Source organism: Pseudomonas syringae pv. coryli str. NCPPB 4273, from assembly GCF_000972175.1.
GTDB classification, from domain to species: Bacteria; Pseudomonadota; Gammaproteobacteria; order Pseudomonadales; family Pseudomonadaceae; genus Aquipseudomonas; species Aquipseudomonas syringae.
This window is the reverse complement of sequence record NZ_AWQP01000024.1, coordinates 77,052-92,658: the sequence shown is the minus strand read 5'-3', so window position 1 is coordinate 92,658 and position 15,607 is coordinate 77,052. Positions and strand designations below refer to the sequence as shown.

At 58.3% G+C, this 15,607-nt stretch carries 15 protein-coding genes; 5 read left to right on the top strand and 10 right to left on the bottom strand.

From position 1 onward, the window contains the following. Window positions 1-60 precede the first annotated feature (60 nt). The 6 genes from P406_RS12520 to P406_RS12500 form a co-directional block, all read right to left on the bottom strand. The gene (locus P406_RS12520) at window positions 61-675 is read right to left on the bottom strand and encodes an SEN1982 family lipoprotein (RefSeq protein ID WP_046236330.1); all 615 of its coding nucleotides are present in this window, start codon (window positions 673-675) and stop codon (window positions 61-63) included. A 341-nt stretch (window positions 676-1,016) separates the two neighbouring features. Further along, window positions 1,017-1,658, bottom strand: a complete 642-nt coding sequence (locus P406_RS12515) for a putative 2OG-Fe(II) oxygenase (protein WP_003418373.1) — start codon at window positions 1,656-1,658, stop codon at window positions 1,017-1,019. Between the two features lie 407 nt (window positions 1,659-2,065). Next, a complete protein-coding gene (locus P406_RS12510; RefSeq protein ID WP_046236329.1) occupies window positions 2,066-2,422 on the bottom strand; it encodes a DUF7079 family protein in 357 nt (118 codons plus the stop codon). Next, window positions 2,407-3,189 carry a hypothetical protein gene (locus P406_RS12505; protein WP_046236328.1) on the bottom strand — a complete coding sequence of 261 codons (783 nt, stop codon included), beginning with the start codon at window positions 3,187-3,189 and terminating at the stop codon, window positions 2,407-2,409. The genes P406_RS12510 and P406_RS12505 overlap by 16 nt, the downstream gene beginning before the upstream one ends. 10 nt (window positions 3,190-3,199) lie before the next feature. Then, window positions 3,200-3,748 carry a PAAR domain-containing protein gene (locus tag P406_RS27680; RefSeq protein ID WP_153222559.1) on the bottom strand — a complete coding sequence of 183 codons (549 nt, stop codon included), beginning with the start codon at window positions 3,746-3,748 and terminating at the stop codon, window positions 3,200-3,202. Between the two features lie 309 nt (window positions 3,749-4,057). Beyond that, the gene (locus tag P406_RS12500; RefSeq protein WP_046236327.1) at window positions 4,058-5,368 is read right to left on the bottom strand and encodes a mechanosensitive ion channel family protein; all 1,311 of its coding nucleotides are present in this window, start codon (window positions 5,366-5,368) and stop codon (window positions 4,058-4,060) included. Between the two features lie 159 nt (window positions 5,369-5,527). Between P406_RS12500 and P406_RS12495 the strand changes: the two genes are divergently transcribed. Next, window positions 5,528-6,640, top strand: a complete 1,113-nt coding sequence (locus P406_RS12495) for an XAC2610-related protein (protein WP_046236326.1) — start codon at window positions 5,528-5,530, stop codon at window positions 6,638-6,640. Window positions 6,641-6,655: 15 nt separating this feature from the next. On the opposite strand, the gene P406_RS12490 is transcribed toward P406_RS12495, so the two are convergent. Beyond that, entirely contained in the window at window positions 6,656-7,549 is an 894-nt protein-coding gene (locus P406_RS12490; RefSeq protein ID WP_003425485.1) for a LysR family transcriptional regulator, read from the bottom strand. A gap of 106 nt (window positions 7,550-7,655) precedes the next feature. Here P406_RS12490 and P406_RS12485 point away from each other — a divergent pair, with 106 nt between their 5' ends. Continuing rightward, window positions 7,656-8,918, top strand: a complete 1,263-nt coding sequence (locus tag P406_RS12485) for an MFS transporter (RefSeq protein WP_046236325.1) — start codon at window positions 7,656-7,658, stop codon at window positions 8,916-8,918. Then, window positions 8,915-9,943, top strand: coding sequence for an alpha/beta hydrolase (locus tag P406_RS12480; RefSeq protein WP_046236324.1), 1,029 nt, complete (start codon window positions 8,915-8,917; stop codon window positions 9,941-9,943). The genes P406_RS12485 and P406_RS12480 overlap by 4 nt, the downstream gene beginning before the upstream one ends. A 61-nt stretch (window positions 9,944-10,004) precedes the next feature. Here P406_RS12480 and P406_RS12475 read toward each other — a convergent pair whose 3' ends face one another. Next, window positions 10,005-10,787 (bottom strand): NAD(P)H-dependent oxidoreductase, encoded by a 783-nt coding sequence (locus P406_RS12475; protein ID WP_046236323.1) that lies wholly within the window; start codon window positions 10,785-10,787, stop codon window positions 10,005-10,007. 88 nt (window positions 10,788-10,875) lie between these two features. On the opposite strand from P406_RS12475, the gene P406_RS12470 reads away from it, so the two are divergent. Further along, complete coding sequence (locus P406_RS12470; protein ID WP_046236322.1) at window positions 10,876-11,775, top strand: LysR family transcriptional regulator; 900 nt, start codon at window positions 10,876-10,878, stop codon at window positions 11,773-11,775. Window positions 11,776-11,794: 19 nt separating this feature from the next. Here P406_RS12470 and P406_RS12465 read toward each other — a convergent pair whose 3' ends face one another. Continuing rightward, window positions 11,795-12,208 (bottom strand): hypothetical protein, encoded by a 414-nt coding sequence (locus tag P406_RS12465; protein ID WP_011268652.1) that lies wholly within the window; start codon window positions 12,206-12,208, stop codon window positions 11,795-11,797. Window positions 12,209-12,327: 119 nt separating this feature from the next. Further along, the gene (gene bamA / locus P406_RS12460) at window positions 12,328-14,700 is read right to left on the bottom strand and encodes an outer membrane protein assembly factor BamA (protein WP_003412781.1); all 2,373 of its coding nucleotides are present in this window, start codon (window positions 14,698-14,700) and stop codon (window positions 12,328-12,330) included. Between the two features lie 216 nt (window positions 14,701-14,916). Between bamA and P406_RS12455 the strand changes: the two genes are divergently transcribed. Next, window positions 14,917-15,606, top strand: coding sequence for a response regulator transcription factor (locus tag P406_RS12455; RefSeq protein WP_003412780.1), 690 nt, complete (start codon window positions 14,917-14,919; stop codon window positions 15,604-15,606). Window position 15,607 lies beyond the last annotated feature (1 nt).

Genomic DNA, 15,607 nt, shown 5'->3' with positions numbered 1-15,607 from the left:
GCAAACGCAAAGCCCGCTCAGCCCATGTGCTGGGTGGAGCGATGGGGTGTTGCCATGGATTCAATACGCCTGATTGACGGTCAAACCACGCATGATAGAAAAGCTCGGGTCGATCAACTGCAGCGTGTTATCCGCCTTCAACCTGCCGACAACCACGCGATAGGTTTTCGGTTCTTCAGAAAGCGTTTCCGGGTTGCGTGCCAGTTTCTGCACAGCAGGTGTTTTGGCCCACGCGGCTACCGACTTCTGACGAATGTCCACCGTCACGACCCATGACTTATCAACGGCCGGGCCCATTTGTTCGGTGTTTTCTGACGTGTCTTTGATCTTGGCTATCTCATAGCCTTGGGCATAACAGAATCCTGACTCCTGTTGGACATAAACAGCTTGCCCAGGGTCAGTGAGGGAATATGTCTTGCCACTTTTAGCGAGCAGCCCCGCGGCCGCCAACGCATCGAAAGCGGGCTCATTACCCATCGAAGTGCCGCTCCCGAAACCTTTCTCCAGAGTCACCGGGAAGGTCTTGAACATAGACGCACGCACACAGGAAGCTCCCTCGAGCCTGGGTTGCAAGGCGGCCTGAATCTCACTTTCGGAAGGTCCGCCTGAGCAGGCAGCAAGCATCAACGCACCACTGACAATCAACACCGCCTGGCCTACTTCTCTGATTCGCATCGTTTTATCCTTTACGATTGAAGGCTGATATCGGCATTAGGACTTCTGGCTCAGGTAAAATGTTTCCATTCCTCCAAACTATTACTTCCAGACCTCGATGAGTGCCAAGCCAGTAGAACGTCCTTTGGTTTAGCCGTCATGCCGCAAGCCATATACCGAAGCCTTCATGCCATAAGCGGCAACACTTCCCTGTCTCTGCGCCATTACATAACCAGAAAGCCCCGCAATGCGGGGCTTTCTGGCTTCTGGCGTTTGTTATTACGATGTTCCGGATTTTCTGGTCGGCTGGATATCACGGCAGGTGACCAAATCTGCTGAATTCTCGCGCGGCTGATGAATGGCTAAACACCAAAATTAAACGCAATCGAAACCCTCGGGCGCTTGCCTTTGTAGCTCTGCACCAGATGCATGAGCCAGGACGGAAACATGACGAGTGTTCCGGTGCATGGCGTGATGGTGGTGCTGTAGCCAGCCGTCAGGCAGCCATCAATGCGCATGCGAAGTGTCGGGTTGTAGACCGAAGGCATCATGCCGCGAGGGTCGGGGAATTCTAGGTCGCCGCCGATTGAGACGTCATCATGTCGGCCACCATCGTCAACCCAGTAGACGCCAGACCAGAATGCGCCTGGATGGCCATGCAGAGCGTTTCCGTGGCCTGCTTCATTGACGTTGACCCATGCGTTATGGCGCCATTCGAAATCGGGCTCGATCAGTCCGTGATCTTCGCTGTGGACCGCAGTGAGCTGTGTTGCGAAGTCCATGGCAAAGGCGAGAATTGCTTCGCCTGCATCACCTGCCCATGCAGGGAAATCGGCGGAGGACTGCCAGCCACCGTCATTGCTGTGCAATGCCCCGGTTTCCTCGTTCCTGCGGGTCTCTATCGCATCCAGCAATTTCAGGTTCAGCAAGTCAGCCTCTGGATAGATCAGGCTGGCCAATGGTGTGCTGAAGCATCGGTTGATGTGGATTTTTTCCGGGTCCACATTTTGTGTAAAAGACATGAGGGTGATGCTCGGTGAAATCTGATCAGGCAATGTACAAAAGTGACTGTGTCAGTACTTGTCCTGTCGGTAGCTGTGCGCGTTAGATTTGGTACGTTACGAGGGAAGAGGCTAGTGTGCTGTCTCAACATCACGCAGATTTTTGGAGTCATACCCTATGCTCCGGCTTGGCTCGGCGGGTGCTTCGGGGCTCAGGATAATTGCTTGGGCGCCGATCTGGTCGTTTCCCAATCCAGTTCAGACCAGATGCAGCTGCATCAGATCCGGGCCATGCCAATGCCAATCATGCTGCTACGGTATTTCGCATGCGAAACGTCATGAGATGCCAAATTCAGCTCTGGCTTGATATTAATCCGCTTGCAGCACACTAGTCTGTTGTAATTTAGGGTTCAAAGCCTACTGGCGATTTCCTTCCAGATGTAAGCGTAGTTGTATTGCAGCCAGCGAACCAGCACCTTATCGAACTGCTGGCGAAACCAGTTACGCTCTCTAGCCGCCAGCCTTTCTTCTATCGATTCTTTGAGCGTTTCGGGGTCGAACCCCGTCCACACCGGAGGCACAGCTGCCACGAGATTGGTGAAGCATACCGGCGCGACCTCTGAATAGAGGATTGTGTAAAGTATTTTAGGGTCGACACCTCTCACCTTGTTCGCCACATAGTCATATTCGACTGGAAAATCATTGAATGGCTCGGAAAGAGCTGCTCTGACTTTAGTCAGTAGTGGTTCGTTCAGAAGATTTCCCAATGTGTGAGCTCCTCTAACTCTTCGTCCAGTGAACTCGCCACCGCTTCACCTGCGACACCACCGGCGATTGTTCCCGCCAAGACAACTGCTATTGCACAAATGGGGGCGCCTGGCCCGCACAATGCGCTAACCCCCATCCCCGCAAAAATACCGCCGACCGCCCCGGCGCCGACGATGATGCCTTGGCGAGCTGCTTCTTTGGGTTTGTTGTCAGCATTCAATATTTGATAAGTTGCGAGAGCAGCCGTCACGAGAACACCAAGCTTGCCCATGATCAGCATTTTTTTTGTACCCGTCGTGAATTTCGCATTATCACGGCCCGAAGATTCTAGGATGGCGTAGTGAACCTTGTTCTTTTCTACTTCTGAAAGACTGTCGTAACCCTTCTGAAAAAGGTTTTCAGAATACATATCCAAAAGTGTTTTGAGTCCCTTTCCCTCTTTTTTCTTCCTCTGAACGATCGCCAACCCCTGCGCTGAAGTAAATTTGCGATGCTCCATCATGATTTTGTTTCGCATCTCGTGACTGAACTTCACCCCTTCTTGCGCCGTAATATTTCCCGCTTTCACGTCATCTCGAACTTGCTGAGACATGCGTTTTATATTCGTGGTATAGCTCGTTCTGATCTTTTCATCAGAGATCGCATCCAGTGAAAATCTTAGCGCAGACCCCTCCATCAGTTCTAACGCTCTGTCGAGGGGAGAGTCTTGCAAGGCATGCTCACGCTGAACGACATAGCTGCCGGTGACAATGTACGGCTCTGTCATAGGATGGTCCTTATCCTAAAATCGTGTTCAATAGGCTCTCCGTGAGAGAGCGGGGCTCTGCGGATGCTTGCTCCGCAAACTTGAGCATCACGCAGGTCTTACCGGACGGATTCGAAAACTTAACGGCATTGTCTTTATTGAATACACCTTGCAGTGATGATCCATCCTCAAAATGTGCGGTGCACGATAAACCCTCATAGCTTTCGTCAGCAGGAATTCTGAAGCCGATCCAGCTTGCGAAACCCGTTAACGGAGTAGGAGGAACAAACTCGCAGGGGGTGTGTGTATCGCCAATTATTATCGTACCCGAACCACCAATCACGATACCGCCGTGTGTGCCTCCGGTATCGATGGTCGCCGCATTCTTGCCGTTAATGAACACGGTTGTAGACAGCCCTGAAGAAAGCGCGCTACCGCAAGTACATGTGTCGCCCTGACGCGCTGCGGGAAGGCCGTCGAAGAATACGTCAGGAGATCCTGATGCTATAGGGTTAGTGCCGTGCCCTGGCAGAGGGCAGCTGTATGGATCACCTTTTCGCGCCGCTGGCTTAGCCACCATGACCTCCTGTCGAAAAATGTTGTGAGAGTCGTAACCTACCAAAATAGATCGCCCATTAGAAATCTCGTGATGATGGGCGCATGCAATGATAAGTGCTTGAATCAGGAATTCACTACAGCATGAAGAAAACTGCGTTTGCTTGCACAGATCGAGTACAGCAATTGGCCGTTCTCTGCCGGTCATGGCAATGTAAATGACTGGTCACGTCGACTGCGAACGGGTGGGCAAGCCCATGCGATTACTCAATATCCAGCTCCTAAGGGGGTGTGAATCCATCTTGAGCACTCAGTTACGCATTATCTGCGCCTCTCAGCCCGAATGTTCTGTAGGCAACGGCTCTACCAACGGTGTAGCCCCCACCTGAGCAGTCTCCCCCCTCAACCCCACCCGCATATCCGCCCCACTAGGCTGCTGATACAAACCCAACCCGAACTCCGGCATCACCGTAATCAGGTAATCGAAAATATCCCCCTGTATCCGCTCGTAATCCACCCACACCGTGGTGCGGGTGAAGCAGTAGATTTCCAGCGGGATGCCCTGTGAGGTGGGTTCGAGCTGGCGAACCATGCAGGTCATGTTCGGGTTGATGTCGACGTGGCTTTTCAGGTACGCCAGGGCGTAGGCGCGGAAGGTGCCGATGTTGGTCATGCGCCGGCGGTTGGCGGACATTTGTGCGACGTTGCCTTGTGCCTGGTTCCAGGCCAGCAATTCGGCCTGTTTGCGGCCGATGTAGTCGGTGAGCAGGTGGATTTGCATGAGTTGCTGTTCTTCATCGTCGCGCACGAAGCGCACGCCGCTGGCGTCGATGAACAGGCTGCGCTTGATGCGCCGTCCGCCGGATTGCTGCATGCCGCGCCAGTTGCGGAACGACTCTGACATCAGGCGCCAGGTCGGGATGGAGACGATGGTTTTGTCGAAGTTCTGCACCTTGACGGTGTGCAGGGTGATGTCCACCACATCGCCATCCGCGCCCACTTGCGGCATTTCGATCCAGTCGCCGACGCGCAGCATGTCGTTGCTGGTCAGCTGCACGCTGGCGACGAAGGAGAGCAGGGTGTCCTTGTAGACCAACAGGATGACCGCCGACATGGCGCCGAGGCCGGACAGCAGTAGCAGGGGCGAACGGTCGATGAGGGTGGCGACGATGATGATCCCGGCGAAGACGTACAGGATCATCTTCGACAGCTGCACGTAACCCTTGATGGAGCGCGTGCGGGCGTGTTCGGTGCGCGCGTAGATGTCCAGCAGGGCGTTGAGCAGGGCGCCGATGGCCAGGGTCATGAACAGGATGGTGAAGGCCATCGCCAGGTTGCCGATGACGTTCTTGCCTGTGGCGCTCAGCCCGGGGACCAGGTTCAGGCCGAATTGAATGACCAGCGACGGCACCATTTGCGCCAGGCGATGGAAAACCTTGTTGTGGCGAAAGTCGTTGATCCAGTGCAGCGATGCCTGACGGCCCAGCATCCTCACGGCATACAGCACCAGAAAGCGCGCCACGCGGCCAAGTACCAGTGCGGCGGTCAGCAACAGGATCAGGGCCAGCCCGGTGCGTACCCACGGGTGCTGATCGAGCATGTCCCAGATTTCCTGGGTCTTGAGCCAAAGCGAGTGAATATCCATAAAAGCATCGGGCCCGTTGAGCGAAGAGGGGGGCGTGATTAGAACATTTACCGGGTCGGACGGGGCGGCCTGTGAGCACGAAGTGCACGTTGGGCAATGATTTCAAATTGTATCAATTGCTGAAGTAGACTCATCGCTCATCATCAAAGGAGTTGCGTCTTGCACCTATCCATCGTTCAACGCTGTGCGTCACGTCTCGGGTTGCAGGCCTTGTGGGTACTGGTCGGCCTGGCCTCGTCGACACTGGTGAGTGCCGCCGGCGCGTTACCGACCTACGGTGAAATGGACGCCGCAGGGTTCGCGGGCTCGCCCCGGGAGAACTATGCCTTGCAGGACTTTTCCGATAAATACCGTGCGACGCTGGATATTTCCGCCAAGGACGATGTGTTTCGTCCCGGCGTCATCAACGTGTACGACAAGGCCAGCGGTGCGGCCTTGATCCGCGTGCAGTCCGACGAACTGGTGCTCGGCACTGACCCGAAAACCGGCAAGGTCAAAACCAACGTGCACGAGTTGCCCTATGGCGAACAAAGCGTACTGATCTATCAGGATTTCAACTTTGATGGCATCAAGGACCTGGCCTTGATGGACGGGCAGAACAGCTGCTATCACGGCCCCTCGTATCAGGTCTTTCTCGGCACGGCCGATGGTTTTCGGCACAGCGATTCGTTTACCAAACTGGCGCAAAACAACTGCGGCCTGTTCAGCGTGGATGAGAAAACCCGCAAGATCGAGACCATGACCAAAGACGGTTGCTGCTGGCACCAGACGTCTACCTACAGCATCCGTAATGGCGAGCCGGTTCTGGAAACACAGACGGTCCTTGACCATACCGGTGGGTCGGGACTGCCGACTGAAACAGTCAGTCGCAATCAGAATGGCAAGATGACGCACACCACCAGCATCGTCTGGGAGGAAGACCAGCAGCGTGAGATTCTCCTGTCGTTCAGGCTCGCGCCGTCCGGCAAGCGCATTGTGTTGTTCCGCTCAGGGGACGCAAGCCCGGTCTTCTACGCGGCCGTGGACAGCAAGAATCAGGTCGGGCTGCTGTTTCCCCATGCTGACGGTGAGCAACTGAAGTACGACGCTGCCAGTCACGTATTGAGCTTCGTGCGCGGCGACACCGTTTACCGGATCGTGGGTGACGCAAAGGGTGCGCCCACCGCCATGCAAGTGGTGGTGCGTGGCAAAACCACCGAGCTGAAACTGCTTGCCGAGCCTGCTCAAGGTTCGCTGAACAAGGTCGCGGATGCGTTGAAAGCCGCGCAGTAATCAGGCGGCGGGGGACTAGCCCCGATACCTCACCGCCTCGACAAACGCACTGAACGCCGGCGACGCCTGTCGCCGGTTCGGGTAGTACAAGTGAAAACCTTCGAAATACGGGCTCCAGTCGACCAGCACTTCTTTCAGGCGGCCGCTGGCGATGTGCGGCTCGGCCATGGAGTCCGGCACGTAGGCCAGGCCAACGCCGTCCAGTGCGGCGTTGAGCACATGGATCATGCTGTTCGACGTGAATTGCCCGTTGACCCGTATGTTGAGCTTGCGGCTGCCCTTCTCGAACTCCCAGGCGTAGCAGCTGCCGTTCGGCGAGTGGCGGATGTTGATGCAGGTGTGTTGAGTCAGGTCCTGAGGCTGCAGCGGGACGGGGTGTCGCTCGAAGTAGGCAGGCGAGCCGACCACTGACAAGCGCCAGTCAGGTCCCAGGCGTACGGCAATCATGTCCTTGCTGATGGATTCACCCAGGCGGATGCCGGCATCGAAACGTTCGCTGACAATATTGGTGAAGCCGTAGTCGATGCAGATCTCGATCTGGATATCCGGGTACTGCGCCAGAAACCCTGCAAGCATCGGGCGGATGATGCCTTCTGCGGCGTCATCGGAGCAGGTAATGCGAATGGTGCCGGCGGGCTTGTCACGCAGCTCGCCCAACACTTCGACTTCTGCAGCAATCTGATCCAGCAGCGGCCCGATCGAGCGCATCAGCCGTTCGCCTGCTTCGGTCGGGGCCACGTTGCGGGTGGTTCTCGCCAGCAGGCGCAGGCCCATGCGCTCTTCAAGGCCGCGCAGGGTGTGGCTCAGGGCTGAAGGCGTAACGCCCAGCTTGGTGGCCGCCTTGGTAAAGCTCTGATCGCGTGCTACCTGCAGAAAGGCTTGCAGATCATTGAGTTTGGGTGTGCTCATTACTGAGTGCTTCTCACAAGCGCGTTTAAATTGTGGTGTCTAATCATCCTAATACCTTTGCCCTAACCTGTGCCGACTAATTTTTAACGTCGCCAGGTCAGGACGCATGCAAGCATTTGATTCAACTCTGAAGCAGTCCGAAATAACCACTCAGCCGCCAGCCTGGGGCGCCGTGTTTTCGATGGCGCTGTGTGTGGTGGTGCTGATTGCCTCGGAGTTCATGCCGGTCAGCCTGCTGACACCCATCGCGCAGGACCTGGGCATCAGTCAGGGGCAGGCCGGGCAGGCGATTTCGATCTCCGGTTTTTTTGCTGTGCTGACCAGCCTGCTGAACACGCCTCTGACCGGGCATCTTGATCGCAAGCCTGTCCTGCTGGGCTTCAGCCTGTTGCTGCTGGTGTCTGGCGTGATCGTCACGCTGGCTTCCAACGGCTGGTTGTTCATGACAGGCCGTGCATTGCTCGGGATTGCCATTGGCGGCTTCTGGTCGATGTCGACCGCTACCGTGATGAAGCTGGTGCCGAAGCAATCGGTCGCCAAGGGCCTGGCACTGATCAACGGCGGCAATGCGCTGGCTGCAACGGTCGCCGCGCCATTGGGCAGCTTCATGGGCCAGTACATCGGCTGGCGCGGGGCGTTTTTCCTGGTCATCCCGCTCGCCGCGCTGGCGTTTACCTGGCAGTGGCTGAGCCTGCCGGCCATGCGCAGCCAGCCGAACAACCGGGCACGCAATCCGTTCCGCCTGCTGCGCAACCCTCAAGTGGCCTTCGGCATGAGCGCGATCCTGTTGCTGTTCATGGGCCAGTTCGCCGTCTTCACCTACCTGCGCCCGTTTCTGGAAGAGATCACCGGGGTCAGCGTCAACACGTTGTCCCTGATGCTTTTGGCGCTGGGGGCCAGCGGGCTGGTCGGCACCTACCTGATCGGCAGGCTGCTGCACAAAGGCCTGTATGCCTGCCTGATCGGCATTCCGCTGCTGATGGCGGTGCTGGCCGTGGCGCTCACTGGTCTGGGTCATTCGCCTCAGGCCGTCGCCATTGTGCTTGCCGTCTGGGGGCTGATTGCCACGCCCGCACCGGTCGCCTGGGGCCTGTGGTTGAGCCGCACGCTGCCCGACGATGCCGAGGCGGGCGGCGGCCTGATGGTGGCGACCATTCAATTGGCGATTACCGCCGGGGCCGGCATCGGCGGCGCGCTGTTCGACAGCCTCGGTTGGTGGAGCCCGTTCGCATTCGGTGGCGTGTTACTGGCGTGTTCGGCCGCGCTGGCCTGGACGGCACGCGACAACGCGTCCCTGCAGGAAAGCAACACCGGTCAGGGCCGGGCAGATAAACGCGGGTCAATTTCTCAACGAGGTAACACGCCATGAAAAAGATTCTTTTGATGCTTGGGCTTTTAATAAGCTCATACGCTGCGACAGGAGCAGACATGTCTCACGGTGCCGATAATTTCTACACAAGCGACAAGGTCGTTGCGCAAAAAGTGCTGTTCAACAACCAGTACAAGATGAAAGTCGCGGGCAATCTATTTATACCCAAAGGCTCGAACCCGAACGTTAAAGCTCCGGCAATCATCGTCGGCCATCCGATGGGGGCGGTGAAGGAGCAAAGTGCCAATCTGTACGCGCAGAAACTGGCCGAGCAGGGGTTTGTCACCTTGTCGCTGGACCTGTCGTTCTGGGGCGGGAGCGAAGGCCAGCCGCGTAACGCCGTTTCACCCGATCTCTACGCCGAAGACTTCAGTGCTGCAGTGGACTTCCTGGGCACTCAGACCTTCGTGGACAAAAAACGAATCGGCGTGCTGGGGATTTGCGGCAGTGGCAGCTTTGTCATCAGTGCCGCGAAGATCGACCCGCGCATGAAAGCCATTGCCACGGTGAGCATGTATGACATGGGCGCCGCCAACCGCAACGGCCTGAAACACTCGCAGACGCTGGCGCAGCGCAAGAAGATCATCGAGCAGGCGGCACTGCAGCGCGACGTGGAATACAGCGGCGGCGACACTGCGTATACCAGCGGCACGGTACACAAACTGACTGACACATCCGGCCCGATCGAACGCGAGTTCTACGATTTCTATCGCACGCCACGGGGCGAGTTCACGCCCGAAGGCCAGTCCCCCGAACTGACCACTCACCCGACGCTGACCAGCAACATCAAGTTCATGAACTTCTATCCGTTCAACGACATCGCGACCATCTCGCCACGCCCGATGTTGTTCATCGCCGGTTCAAAGGCGCACTCTCTGGAGTTCAGCGAGGAAGCGTACAAACTGGCCGGCCAGCCCAAGCAATTGATCATCGTGCCGGAAGCCGGGCATGTGGATCTGTACGATCGGGTCGATCTGATCCCGTTCGACAAGCTGGGCGAGTTTTTCAAGAACAACCTGAAGTAGTCCGCCAGAAAACACTACGCATGAAAAGGCCCTGCAACTGCAGGGCCTTCTGTGTGATCAGTCACTGATCGCGCAGGTGAATGCCCAGCCCCTGCCGACCTGTTGCAAGATCCGCTCGCAATGTCAGTGCCGGGATCTCGTAGTCACCGTCGTTCTGCCTGCGAAAGGGCAAGGGCTCGAGGGTGAACAGGGTATCCAGGCGGTCGCCGTAGTCGGCGCAAATCCGCGCAAAGGTTGCGCTGTCCACCTTGCCTGCCCGGTACACGGGGAAGGGCGCGAGCACATCGAAGCCTGGATAGAACAGGATGCCGTGCTGGATAGGAAAGAGCACATCGTTCAGCGCCCCGTTTACGCCCCGCTCGCTGTAGTGGGACTCCCAGCCGCCCATGGTCACCGTCAGCATGGCGCGCTTGCCTGCCAGCGTTCCTTCACCGTAGCGATCACCCCAGTGCTGGTCGCTGTGCTCGCCCACGCCGTAGGCGAAACCACAGGCGTACACCCGCTCTATCCAGCCTTTCATGATCGCGGGCATCGAAAACCACCAGAGTGGAAACTGAAATATGACGGCGTCTGCCCAGAGTAGTTTGGCCTGTTCGGCCTCGATGTCCGGCGGCTGGATACCGGCGGCAAACACGCGTTGCGACTCAAGGGCAGGGTCAAATCGGCTGTTGTTCTCAAGACCGGGTGCATCGTTGGCGTCGATGATCGCCTTCCAGCCCATTTGGTAAAGGTCGGACACCTGCACCTGATGGCCGTTGTTCTGCAGATGATCGACGGCGAAGTCTTTCAACGACCCGTTCAGCGAGCGCGGTTCGGGGTGGGCGTAGACAATAAGTACGTTCATGGGGGGCTCCGGTTTGTCTGTAATGGGGCAACGCTACAGACTCGCTCGGGTATGCTGGAAATCAATCTCCCAAACACATGGTATGTGCATGAACAATACCTTGCGGCGTATCGACCTCAATCTGCTGGTCACGCTGGATGCACTGCTCTCGGAGCAGAACGTGACCCGCGCGGCGCATCGGCTGAATCTGACTCAGCCGACGGTCAGCCTGCAATTGGGCAGGCTGAGGCTGGTGCTGGAGGATCCATTGTTGTTGCCGGGGCCGCGGGGCATGACCCCGACTGCGCGGGCTGAACAACTGCGCGAACCACTCCGTCAGGCACTTGCAGCGCTGGAGTCAGCCTTGCTGCCCGGCCGGGATTTCGATCCGGCAACGGCCGATCACACCTGGCGCGTGGCTGCCAGCGACTACGCGACCATCGCGTTGATATGGCCGTCGCTCGGCAGGTTGCGCAGCAGTGCTCCGGGCACACGTCTGGCCCTGTTGAACAAGCACCCGGTCAGCCTGGCCGCGGACCTTGAAAGCGGTCGGCTGGATCTGGCGTTGCACACCCGCGAGGAGGCGCCGCCCAAGCTGCGCCAGCGGTCGTTGATCCATGAGCGTTATGTGCTTGCTGGCCGGCATGATCATCCGGACCTTGTGCAACCCGTGTCGCTGACACGTTTCTGTGAGCTGGAGCATGCGGTCATGTCTCCCAACGGCGGTGGCTTCGCCGGCAGCACCGATCAGGCCTTGGCGGCGCTGGGGTTAAGCCGACGGGTCGTGCTGTCGGCGCCGCATTTCGGCTCGCTGGTGTCGGCATTGACCAGCAGCGACCTGGTTGCCGTGCTGCCTGAACGGCTGGTGCGCGGCCAGCCGACGCTCGTGGTTCAGGAACCGCCGCTTTCGATTCCGGGGTTTGAAATGCTCATGCTGTGGCCAGAGCGTTTGCACCGCGATCCGGCTCATAGGTGGTTGCGAGAACTGATGGTCTCGGCCATTGATTGAGCCGTGCGACGCTCATGATTCAAGCCCGCAGCCGCCGCTCGCGCAACGCACTCAAACATTCGCGCCCCGCAGCCTCGGCGGTTTGCATGACCGTCTGGCTGTTGTCCTCGGTGATCCAGGTCAGCAGCCGCACCTGACCCGTCGCCTGGCTGCCGCCATGCATGCGAGACAGGGTTTCGCGTTGCTTGAGCATGGCTTTCATGCGGGTGGCGAGCATGAAGATATCGTCGATGAAACCGTCTTCGACGTGGTCGTGATGCTCGATGCCCAGCCCCGTGGCGTCGTGGTCGATACGCAAATGGTAGTGCATGGCCCCGGTTGCATCCTCGCTGCCGAACAGCGCGATGACGAAGCCTTTGCCCAGCAGTGAGCGCAAGGCGTGCTGGATGATTTCCTGCACATCGGGGGTGATCTGTCTGACTTCGCGGCTCATGTAACGACTCCTGACCTGATTAGTAGTGCAGGCAGTATTCAACGACGGGATGTAAAGCGCGGTCCGGGCCAGGTAATGCTGGGTAAAGACCGCCTTGTTCATGCTGTAAAAGGTCCGCCTCAAAAGGTCTGGCCCAGCGAGAACTGGAACACTTGGGTCTCGGCGTCTTCGGGCTTTTTGATCGGCACGGCGAGGTCGAAGCTCAGGGGGCCGAGCGGCGAGTACCAGGTCACGCCGACGCCGACCGAACTGGCCATCTGGTCGATATTGATGTTGCCGCAGTTCTGCGTGGTGGTCAGGTAGCACTTGTCGGCGTAAACCGTGCCGAAGTCCCAGAACAGCGAGGTGCGCAGGGATTTCTGGTCTTTGACGAAGGGCATCGGGAACAGGTATTCCATGCCGCCGGTGATCAGGATGTTGCCGCCCAGGGCTTCGGTGTCGCGGTCGGAATAGTAGATCTGCCCCTGACTGGCGTAGGTGCCGGTGGCCGGGGTATTGCGCGGCCCCAGCGTGCCGTCCTTGAAGCCGCGCACCGTGGCCTGGCCGCCCGCCGTATAGTTTTCGTAGAAGGGCAGGCCGTCGGTATCGCCGTAACCGTTGCCGTAGCCGAGTTTGGTATGCAGGCGCAGCGAGGTGGTGTCGCTGAGCGGCAGGAAGGTCTGGCCGTTGTAGTCGAGTTTGTAGAACTGCAGGTCACTGCCCGGCACGGTGCTGGTCAGGGTCAGGCTTTGCGAGTGCCCGCGGGTGGCCAGTACGCCCTTGTTGAGGGTCGATTCCGACCAGCCGACGCTGGCCTTGAGGTTGGTGAACGCATCACCCTCGCGCTCAATGAAGTCATAGATCTCGTCAGCGCTGTAGCTGCCGGCGTCGAGGGTGTCACGCTGGATCGACAGCCCGTAGGTCAGGCGCGATGTTTCGCTGATCGGATAGCCGAGGTTGACCCCTGCGCCCACGCTGTTGAGCGAGTAGTAGGAGACCTCGTCGTCGTCATCGTAATACTTGCTGTAGTCGGTCGCGTTGTAGAAAACGTTGTAGCCCAGGCTCACCCCGTCAGGCGTGAAGTACGGGTTGGTGAACGCGAAGTTGTACTTGGTCTGGTACTCGGAGCGGGTCATGCCGAGGCTGGCGAAGTTGCCGGTGCCGAGAATGTTGTTCTGCGAGATGGAGCCGCCAAGTATCAGCCCGGCGCTTTGCGAAAAGCCCACGCTGGCGGTGATGTTGCCCGAGGCCTGTTCTTCGACGGCGTAGTTGATGTCCACCTGATCGTCGGTGCCGGGGACCGCTGGCGTTTCGACGTTCACTTCCTTGAAGAAACCGAGACGCTCCAGGCGCACCTTCGACTGGTCGATCAGGTAGGTCGAGGCCCAGCCGCCTTCCATCTGGCGCATTTCACGGCGCAGCACTTCGTCGGCGGTCTTGGTGTTGCCGCGAAAGTTGATGCGGTTGGCGTAGGCGCGCTTGCCGGGGTCGACCACGAAACTGATATCAACGGTGTGATCGGCATCGTTGGCTTTCGGCAAGCCGTTGACGTTGGCGAATGTGTAGCCATCGTTGCCCAGACGGCGGGTGATCAGGTTGGTGCTGTCAGTCATGACCTTGCGTGAAAACACCTGGCCCGGTTTGACCAGAATCAGTTGTTCGAGCTGGTCCTTCGGCACTTTCAGGTCGCCGCCCAGTTTGACGCTGCCCACCGTATACCGGTCGCCTTCGGTGATATTGACGGTAATGAACACGCCTTTCTTGTCAGGCGTCAGCGACACCTGCGTCGAGTTGATATCCATGTTGATGTAGCCGCGGTCCAGGTACCAGGAGCGCAGTCGCTCCAGGTCGCCGGAAAGTTTTTCGCGGGCGTACTTGTCATCGTTCTTGAAAAACGACAGCCAGTTGCTGGTCTTGAGCTGAAACTGATCAGCCAGCTGTTCATCGGAGAACACGGTGTTGCCGACCACGTTGATGTGCTGGATCGACGCCACCGTCCCTTCGTCGATGGTGATTTTCAGGGCGATGCGGTTACGTGGTGCAGGCAGCGCCTCGGTATCGACCGAGGCACTGTAGCGGCCCTGGGAGACATATTGGCGTTGCAGTTCATTGCGCACGCCCTCCAGCGTGGCGCGCTGGAATATCTCGCCTTCACTGAGCCCCGACTGCTTGAGCCCCTTCATCAGGTCGTCGGTGCTGATGACCTTGTTGCCGACAATCTCGATACTGGCGATAGAGGGGCGTTCGACTACATTGATCACCAGCACATTGCCATCGCGTGCAACGTTGATGTCCTGAAAGAAACCGGTCTTGAACAGTGAGCGCGACGCGTCGGCCAGGCGCTGCTCATCGGCCTGATCGCCGACATTGAGCGGCAGCGCAGCGAATACGCTGCCGGCTGATACGCGTTGCAGGCCGTTGACGCGGATGTCCGAGATGGAAAAAGTGTCGGCGTGTGCCAGCGGGACGCTGATTAACAGGCAGAACGATAGAAGCAGACGCGAAGAAATCATCAAACCCTTTCCAGAAAGCTGCGACAAAGGCATTTGAGCGCTGCCGATGACACGCCAGAAAGGGCCGGTCCGGCGGGCGCTGTTGGCTGCGCAGCATAGGGCGAGGGCATGTTGGGGACGGTTAACGCCGTGTAAGGTTAGGTAAAGATCATCGAGCCCGGCTGACACGCCGCAGCAGCGCCGGGATAATCGGCAACCACCAATCAAGGGCCTGCCATGACTTCCGTATTGCTTGTCGACGATGACCGGGAACTGACGGAAATGCTCAGCCAGTACCTGACCCGTGAAAGCTTCGACGTGACCTGCACCAACAGCGCTGAAGAGGGCGAGATTGAAGCCTTGTCCGGGCGTCACGACATTGTCGTGCTGGACATCATGATGCCGCGCATCTCCGGGATCGAAGTGCTGCGGCGGATCCGCGCGCAAAGCCAGGTGCCGGTGATTCTGCTGACCGCCCGCGGCGACAATATCGACCGTATTTCCGGGCTGGAACTGGGCGCCGACGATTACGTGCCCAAGCCCAGCTCGCCGGGTGAGCTGGTAGCGCGTCTGCGGGCGATCATGCGCCGGGTGCGTGCGGTGTCGGTAGTCGATGCGGTCCGGGATGTGATTCAGGCCGGAGAGCTGATGCTCTGGCCTGGCAAGCGTGAAGCGCGCTGGCAGGGCGTGACGCTTGAACTGACCGGCAACGAGTTCTGCCTGCTCGAAGAGCTGGCGCGGCATGCCGGGCAACTGGTCAGCAAGCAGAACCTGTCGATGAACGCGCTGGGACGTCCGCTGGCTCGCTACGATCGCAGTATCGACGTGCACATCAGCAGCATTCGCCACAAGCTCGGTCCGCGCAACGATAACCAGAGCTGGATACAGAGCGTGCGCAATCTGGGCTATATGTTGATCACGCCATGAG

What these genes read in the sequence shown, in the direction of transcription:
- P406_RS12465 (WP_011268652.1), bottom strand. Translation starts at nt 12,208, where the DNA reads ATGAGCCGCGAAGTCAGACAGATCACCCCCGATGTGCAGGAAATCATC.
- P406_RS12480 (WP_046236324.1), top strand. Translation starts at nt 8,915, where the DNA reads ATGAAAAAGATTCTTTTGATGCTTGGGCTTTTAATAAGCTCATACGCT.
- P406_RS12485 (WP_046236325.1), top strand. Translation starts at nt 7,656, where the DNA reads ATGCAAGCATTTGATTCAACTCTGAAGCAGTCCGAAATAACCACTCAG.
- P406_RS12455 (WP_003412780.1), top strand. Translation starts at nt 14,917, where the DNA reads ATGACTTCCGTATTGCTTGTCGACGATGACCGGGAACTGACGGAAATG.
- bamA (WP_003412781.1), bottom strand. Translation starts at nt 14,700, where the DNA reads ATGATTTCTTCGCGTCTGCTTCTATCGTTCTGCCTGTTAATCAGCGTC.
- P406_RS12520 (WP_046236330.1), bottom strand. Translation starts at nt 675, where the DNA reads ATGCGAATCAGAGAAGTAGGCCAGGCGGTGTTGATTGTCAGTGGTGCG.
- P406_RS12490 (WP_003425485.1), bottom strand. Translation starts at nt 7,549, where the DNA reads ATGAGCACACCCAAACTCAATGATCTGCAAGCCTTTCTGCAGGTAGCA.
- P406_RS12500 (WP_046236327.1), bottom strand. Translation starts at nt 5,368, where the DNA reads ATGGATATTCACTCGCTTTGGCTCAAGACCCAGGAAATCTGGGACATG.
- P406_RS12505 (WP_046236328.1), bottom strand. Translation starts at nt 3,189, where the DNA reads ATGACAGAGCCGTACATTGTCACCGGCAGCTATGTCGTTCAGCGTGAG.
- P406_RS27680 (WP_153222559.1), bottom strand. Translation starts at nt 3,748, where the DNA reads ATGGTGGCTAAGCCAGCGGCGCGAAAAGGTGATCCATACAGCTGCCCT.
- P406_RS12470 (WP_046236322.1), top strand. Translation starts at nt 10,876, where the DNA reads ATGAACAATACCTTGCGGCGTATCGACCTCAATCTGCTGGTCACGCTG.
- P406_RS12475 (WP_046236323.1), bottom strand. Translation starts at nt 10,787, where the DNA reads ATGAACGTACTTATTGTCTACGCCCACCCCGAACCGCGCTCGCTGAAC.